The sequence below is a fragment of the Slackia sp. genome, assembly GCF_977041755.1.
In genome coordinates this window covers 1-7,531 of the sequence record NZ_CDRRGL010000092.1, presented here as the reverse complement: position 1 = coordinate 7,531, position 7,531 = coordinate 1, and the positions used below count along the sequence as shown (strand labels likewise).

The 7,531-nt window shown below is 58.8% G+C and carries 6 protein-coding genes; all 6 read right to left on the bottom strand.

The window, feature by feature from the left end; genetic code table 11:
* Positions 1 to 389: prolipoprotein diacylglyceryl transferase family protein (locus ACWI8T_RS07100; protein ID WP_449138441.1), on the bottom strand; the 389-nt coding region annotated here is incomplete at its 3' end.
* Positions 390 to 454: 65 nt separating this feature from the next.
* On the bottom strand, positions 455 to 2,089 hold the full coding sequence (locus tag ACWI8T_RS07095) for an LCP family protein (RefSeq protein WP_449138440.1): 1,635 nt from the start codon (positions 2,087 to 2,089) through the stop codon (positions 455 to 457).
* Between the two features lie 12 nt (positions 2,090 to 2,101).
* The gene (murA, locus tag ACWI8T_RS07090) at positions 2,102 to 3,388 is read right to left on the bottom strand and encodes a UDP-N-acetylglucosamine 1-carboxyvinyltransferase (RefSeq protein WP_337492692.1); all 1,287 of its coding nucleotides are present in this window, start codon (positions 3,386 to 3,388) and stop codon (positions 2,102 to 2,104) included.
* A gap of 256 nt (positions 3,389 to 3,644) precedes the next feature.
* Positions 3,645 to 4,514, bottom strand: coding sequence for a translation elongation factor Ts (gene tsf / locus ACWI8T_RS07085; protein WP_114615136.1), 870 nt, complete (start codon positions 4,512 to 4,514; stop codon positions 3,645 to 3,647).
* Positions 4,515 to 4,637: 123 nt separating this feature from the next.
* A complete protein-coding gene (gene rpsB, locus ACWI8T_RS07080; protein ID WP_123218954.1) occupies positions 4,638 to 5,390 on the bottom strand; it encodes a 30S ribosomal protein S2 in 753 nt (250 codons plus the stop codon).
* A 380-nt stretch (positions 5,391 to 5,770) separates the two neighbouring features.
* The gene (locus tag ACWI8T_RS07075; protein WP_449138439.1) at positions 5,771 to 7,114 is read right to left on the bottom strand and encodes an MFS transporter; all 1,344 of its coding nucleotides are present in this window, start codon (positions 7,112 to 7,114) and stop codon (positions 5,771 to 5,773) included.
* Positions 7,115 to 7,531 lie beyond the last annotated feature (417 nt).

The window sequence follows — 7,531 nt, the reverse complement described above, 5'->3', positions numbered from 1 at the left end:
CCCATATCGGCCAACGTGAGAAACGGGATCTTCGTGATTTTCGCCGCGATAACGCCGCCAATGATCACGCCCACAAGCCCCCCGTGGAAACTCATGCCGCCCTCGTTGAACGCAAGAATTTTCTCGGGGTGCTGAAGGTAGTATCCATCGCCATATACGAGCACATAGCCCAAACGACCACCAAGAATCACGCCGAAAATCACGCAGAAGACCACCGTGAAAAAGGCGTCGTCGTCAATGCGAATCTTCCAACGCTGGGAGAGTTTGGCAATAACGAGAAAGGCGCAAATGAAGCCGGCAACATAGGCCAGTCCGTACCAACGAATTTGCAGCGGCCCCAAAGAAAGCGCCACGGGGTCAATTGCGTGGTAAATGTCGTTGAGCGTCATAGAGGCTCCCCTTCTAAAAACTCGCCCCGCACGGAGGCGGGGCGTGGTTGCGTTTCGTCTATCGACTACGCCGCGCTATTCGCGGCAGCAGCGAACGAACCTTCCGCATCGACGCCAGAATCGCTCGACGCGCTTGAATTCGATTCGTCGCTCGAGGTTGCCGATGCGTCCTTTTGCGAAAGAGGCACGATGTTGCCGTCCTCATCGACCGTTTCGTTGCGTGCAGCGAGCACCGTGCGCCAGTCTTTGCCAATGACCACATACACATTCGTGTCGAACGAATAATGCACGGTATCTTGCAGCGTGCGGCCAATGCCAAGGGCGGCCACCACGGCATTGGCGGCGTTTTCCTTATCGGCATCGCCGTACACGACGAGCGTTTCGTCATACACCTGCATGGAGGTATTGCCCGTATCGGTCACGTTGAAACCTACCTGGCGCAGCATGTCGGCCGCCTCGGAAGCTGCGCCCACAACGTCGCCGCCGTTGTAAACCGAAACCGTATAGCTGCCCGCATCGATAGAGCCCAACACGTCGGCAGCATTGGCCTGCGGCGTCTCGCCAGCACGAATGCGATTCATCATTTCCGTAATCGCATCGTCGGCAGGAACTTGATACGTTTTACCGCTCGACTGCGCAGAATACGTAGGCAAAGCCGCAACCTGCATATTCTCGGTCGAAATGGAGCGAATGCTCTCGAGGAATGCTCCGATTGCCTTTACGTCCATGTCGGTTTGCACGAGGTTCGCAAGTCCGTCCATGCGCATATAGTAGCCAAACCCACCCTCTACCGAGGTCGCCTTCTGCATAAGGTCCACTGCCACGAGCGCCTGTACCTTGCCACGCGTCTCTTCAGCGTTCACGGCGTAATCATCTGCTCGGCATGCGAAAACCGCTTGCTCGCCGCCGAGAGTCTGCTCGCCTGCAGAAAGCCTCATATCGCCCGCCTGGGCATCGACGATATCTTCGGGAAGATTGACATCAATGCCGCCAAGTTCGTCAACGAGCTGAGCGAAATTCTGCGCATCAATCGTTGCATAATGGGACAGCTTGATGCCCAAGAGGCTGTTCACCGCGCTAACCAGGCCCGCGCTGCCCTCGGAAGCGCGAATTTCGCCGAGCGAAGTGCGCGAAGAGCCATCGGTTGACACGCGAGTGTTCGAGGGAAGCGAAATCGCATAGGCGGTATTCGCTTCAGGGTCGGTGCGCATAACGACAATCGAATCGGGCGATGCGCCATCTTCTCCATCATCAAAATCGGCGCAAAGCAGCGAATAGGTCGCTTTTCCCTCACCCGAATCGGCAACGAGGGCCGATTTCAGCGAAGAGTCGTCGAGCACGAGGCGCGAGTTGATGCCGTTCACGAAAACAAACGACGCGACGACGCACGCGACGATCACGATAAGCACCGCAAGCGCAGCCACGAGCGCGATCTTGCGCCTTCGGCCCGCAGCAACGTTTCGCTCGACATACGAGCGTCGGTTCATGCGCGCCTCGTAGGCAAAGCGGTCCTCACGCGTCGTGGTGTTCGGCAGCACTTGATGGATTTCACCGCGCACCGCCGAGCGAGCATAGCGCTGATTCGCGCCCTTGCGATGCCCCACTGAAGGGCGGGGCGCCGACACGTGCGTCTCGATCGTCGATTCGCGCACGCGGTTCGACAATCGCTTGTAGTTGTAGCTCGATGGTTTACGCGACATGCAACACCTGCGCTACCAGTCGATATCGTCTTCGTCGGGAACGCGACGAACGTTCGCGCCCAGGCCCGTGAGCTTGCCCACGTAGTCTTCGTAGCCGCGATCGATGTGATAAATGTTGTGCACCTGCGTTTCGCCTTCAGCAAAAATACCGGCAAGCACCAAGGCAGCGCCGCAACGCAAATCGGTCGCCTTCACGCTTGCGCCCTGCAAGCTAGGCACGCCTTCGACAACCGCGTGATGGTCCTCAATGGTGATCTCGGCGCCCATGCGGCCTATTTCAGCGGCGAACATGAAGCGGTTTTCGAAAACATTCTCGGTAATCACGGAATTGCCGCTTGCAACAGAGGCGAGCAGCATAAACTGCGCCTGCAAATCGGTGGGAAACCCAGGATGCGGCAGCGTTTGAATATCGGTAGGCAGAAGAGGACCTTTGCGCGAAACCGTGATGGAGTCATCGCCCACATCGACCGAGCAGCCCATGGCGGACAGCTTCATCAATGCCATGCGCAAGAAGCTCGGATCGATGCCACGAACGGTAACGGGACCGCCCGTAAGCGCACCGCCCACGAGGAAGGTGCCCGCTTCAATGCGGTCGCCGACCGTGGAATGCTCGCACGGATGCAAGCTGGAAAGCTCCACGCCGTCGATGATGATCTCGGCCGTGCCAGCGCCCGAAATGCGAGCGCCCATGGAATTGAGCATGTTCGCAAGGTCTTCGATTTCGGGCTCACGAGCAGCGTTTTCGATAACGGTTTGGCCCTTCGCCGTCACGGCGCACATCATGGTATTTTCTGTGGCGCCCACGCTGGGGAAATCGAGCGCGACGTACGCGCCGTGCAACCCATTGGGCGTGCTTGCTTCGATATAGCCGTGATCGGTATGGAAATGAACGCCGAGCGCCTCCATGCCTACCATATGCATATCGATTTTACGAGCGCCCAAGTTGCAACCGCCCGGCATGGCAACGCGAGCCTTGCCGAAACGAGCCACCAAGGGGCCAAGAACCGAAATGGATGCGCGCATCTTCGACACGAGCTCATACGGCGTTTCCCATGTATCAACGCCAGCAGTGTCAACATGCAGCGTGTGGCCATCGCGGCGAACGCTGCCGCCAAGGGTCTCGATGACCTTCGACATAACCACAATGTCGGAAATAAGAGGCACGTTATGAATGGCGCTCTCGCCCTGACCTAAAAGGGCAGCCGCGATAAGCTTGAGGGCCGAATTCTTCGCGCCCGAAATATGTACCTCGCCCGCAAGCGGCGTTCCGCCTTCGACGACGATTTTCTCTTTTGCCATAAGATTACCTCCGCAATCGTTTGCGCCCCCGACGCATCGGCGGCGTATATGCAAGCTATTATTGTCGCACGAACAGAAGCAGCATTAAAGAGACGAAGGCCGAAACAAGAAAACCCCCACTGCACACGCAGCAGGGGTTTGTCGCAGTCGACGCCGCGCGAAACCCTCACGGGCACCTTGTCCTTCAGGTCTCGCACGTGGCCATAATCTGCGCAAAAAATGCCGGCCCGAAGGCCGGCAATGTAGTGGCGTCGGTTTATTCGGCAGCCTCGCCAAGCGCGAAGCGCTTGAAACCAGTGACCTTGATGGAGCCACCGAGCTGCTTGGCAACGGAGTCGACGTACTCGGCAACAGTCTGGTCAGGGTTCTTCACGAACGCCTGCTCTACAAGGCACTGCTCCTTGTAGAACTTCTGCAGACGGCCGGTAGCCATCTTTTCCTGGATAGCCTCGGGCTTGCCAGATTCGGCAGCCTGAGCCTTGTAGATGCCCATCTCATGCTCAACAACAGCAGGATCGACATCTTCGCGAGAGGTCGCGATGGGGTCGACAGCGGCGACCTGCATGGCAACGTCGCGGCCGCACTGAGCAAACTCAGCAGCGGTGGTGTCAACGCCCTCGGTGGCGAAGGAAACCAGAACGCCAATCTTGCCGCCCATGTGGATGTAGGAGCACACAGCGTCGGCCTCGAGCGTGGCGAAGCGAGCGAGCTGGGTGTTCTCGCCCATCACATGGATGCAGTCGGCGACAACGGCCTCGACGGTCTCACCATCAATCTCGGAAGCCTTCAGGGCGTCGAGATCGGCAGGCTTGTTGGCAACAGCGGCGCGAGCGATTTTCTCAGCGTAAGCCTTGAACTTCTCGTTCATGCCCACGAAGTCGGTCTCGCAGTTGAGCTCGACGAGAGCGCCCGTCTTGCCGTCCTCGGAAACCAGAGCCATAACGGTGCCCTCGTTGGTGGCGCGGCCGGCCTTCTTGGCGACAGCGGCAAGGCCACGGGTACGCAGAACGTCAACGGCGCCGTCCATGTCGCCGTCGGCCTCGGCGAGGGCCTTCTTGCACTCCATCATGCCTGCGCCGGTCATTTCGCGCAGTTCCTTGACCATGGAAGCGGTGATGTTTGCCATCTTTGCGGTTCCTTTCTCAAGTTCTCTCTTGGAAAAACGGGCCCCGCTTCGCTCTTCAGAAACAGGGCCCGACCTCTACGTATTGGTAGAAAGCACTGGACTTTCGACGTATGCGTAAATTAATTACTCAGCAGCAACTTCGGCGGCGGCTTCAGCAGCCTCGGCCTCGGCGGCCATCTGCTCTTCGATGACGGGAGCGCCCGTAGCGGCGATCACGGCGTCGGCAACGAAGGTGCAGAGCAGGTTGACCGAACGAATGGCGTCGTCGTTGGCGGGAATGCCGAACTCGACGTCGTCGGGGTCGCAGTTGGTGTCGAGGGTGCCCACCACGGGAATGCCAAGACGCTTGGCTTCGTGGATGGCGAGCTGCTCGCGGTTGGTGTCAACGACGAAGATGGCGTCGGGGAGCTTCTTCATGTTGCGGATGCCGTTGAGGTTGGTCTGCAGCTTGGCGAGTTCCTTCTTGAGCAGGATCTGCTCCTTCTTGGGCAGAACCTCCATGCGGCCGTCGGATTCCATGGCCTCGAGCTCTTCCATGCGCTGAACGCGGGAGCGAATGGTCACGAAGTTGGTGAGCATGCCGCCGAGCCAGCGAGCGTTGATGTAAGGCATGCCGCAGCGGTCAGCCTGAGTGGCGATGGCTTCCTGGGCCTGCTTCTTGGTGCCGACGAACAGAACCGTGCCGCCCTTGGCAGCAGTGTTCTCAACGAAGGTGTAAGCCTGGTCGAGACCAACGAGGGTCTGCTTGAGGTCGAGGATGTAGATGTCACCACGGTTGCCGAAGATGTACGGCTTCATCTTGGGGTTCCAACGACGGGTCTGGTGACCGAAGTGAGCGCCTGCTTCGAGCAGGGACTTGACGCTGATTTTCGCCATGTCATTCTCCATTCGTTAAGCGTCTGCCCGAGGTCATCCCCGACACCGCAGCCTTTTTCGGTGGCCACTCGCGGTGCTAGGTCGCTCGGACATGTGAAATATAGAAACCATGGCATTATACGACCTTGCAGGCGCAATGCAAGAGAAATCCACAAGGAAGTGGAGATATGCAGACGAAGAGCATCTCATGCCTGGGTATCGGGGACGGATGGGCGCTCCGCCAAGAGCGTACGCACGAGCCGAACAGTTCAGTGGACTGTTCGCGCGAGCTCAGTTATCGCCTCTTGGCAGAGCGCCCATCCGCCCCGATACGACCTACCGCACGGCTAACAGACGCACCCCACTTCGCTCCATGCGATAGCAACCGCCAAAAAAGCGCGCTACTTCTTCTTCCCCGCAATAAGGCCAGCGCGGCGGAACGCCATGTACACGACGTAGCTCGCCGCCACCACGGGCACCATGACCAGGAAGAGCACGCGATAACCGAACGCGGGCGCAATCCAGCCAACCAAGAAGGGGCACAGCCCAATAGCCACGTCGAGCAGCACGAAATAAGTGGAATTCGCGGCGGTGAGACGATCGTCAGGGCAACGACGCATGGCAAGCACGAGGCCATTGGGCTGCACCGAGCCAACACCCACACCAGCAAGCGCCGCCGATACAAGAAGCATGGCACCGTTTTGCGCGAAGCCCATGATGAGCATGCTCGCGCCCAGGCAGGCAAAGCCCAAGGTCATGATGCCTTTATCGCCAGCCGAATCGAACCATCGCCCCGTGAATGGACGCGTCACGAACATGGCGATGGAATACGACACGAAGAAGAAGCTCACGGCACCCGTAAGCCCCACTTCGGCCGCGTACGGATTGATATACGTGATAAGGGCGCCATACGCGAGGTAGCCCACCATGATGGCCACCGACACGGGCAGCGCGCGCACTTCGATGAAATTCGCCAGGCTGAGCTTGTGCGTTTTCGCGAGCTTGCCGGCATCGCCAGATTGCTCGGATACCCCGGCCTTTTCCGCAGCGGCAGTCGCTTCCGCCGTATTCACGCTATGCGCCATCTCGGTCGCCCCAGTTGCCTTAGACACTTCCGAACGCTGCCTGCGACCGGGCAAAACAACACCGAGCGCGGCGACGTAACCCACAGCGATCATGCCGAGGCACGAGAAGAAAAGCATATCGAAGTCGCCCGCGTTCGAGAACGCCGAACCCATCAGAGGACCAAGCGCCGCGCCGAGCGTGACCGAAAGCATGTAATAACCCACGCCCTCGCCTTTGCGGGAAAACGGAACGGCGCTGCTCACGATAGACGTGACCGTTGTTTGCGACAGGCCATAAAACGCGCCGTGCAAGAAGCGCAACACGATAAATACGCCAATGGCCGGCACGTGTTCAAAAGCCAAATAGAGAAGCGTGCACGCAACCTCGCCCGTCATGCACGCCACGAGCACGCGACCGCGACCGACCTTGTCGATCGCGCCGCCGAAGAACAAGCGCGAGCACAACGCGCCCAAAATGAAGACGCTCGCCGTGAAGCCGCCCTCGGTTGCTCCGGCCGCGAATTGCATGGCGGAATAGCCCGCCATGGCGACCATGAGCGCGTAATACTGCATATACAGAATGAAATTCACCGCAAAGCCGGCAATGAAGCGCGGCGTGAAAATAGGCTCGTTGGACTTGTCAGATTGAACAGTGTTCGATTTCGCAGATGCCTGAGGCATAGAATTGGACTCCTTGGGTAGTTCTTCGCGCGTGATTTCCGCACGTGAACAAGGAGTATCCCGCTGAAATACGGGTAATTCGCGAATTTCAGCACACCTTCACGAAACGTGCGAGTTTCCCAAGAGGCCGCCCAGATACAAGAAGGGCCGGGAGGCGCAAGGCTCTCCCGGCCAAAACGGCCACGCGGTCGCCACGTTGTCGCGGGCCGATAGGATGGTCAAAACGAGCCGCCGCTGGACGAACAAAGTCAGCGAGCGGGATTCTGGCGAGTGTAGTTCGAGCGAGACCGAGACGACGCGTTCTTCGGTACGCAAGCCATTGAATATGCCCAAACGGCATATTCAATCCCAAACTTTCGCGCCCGAGCGGGCGTAGCCAGCTCAGCTGGCTACGAAATACACCGCCAGAATCCCGTG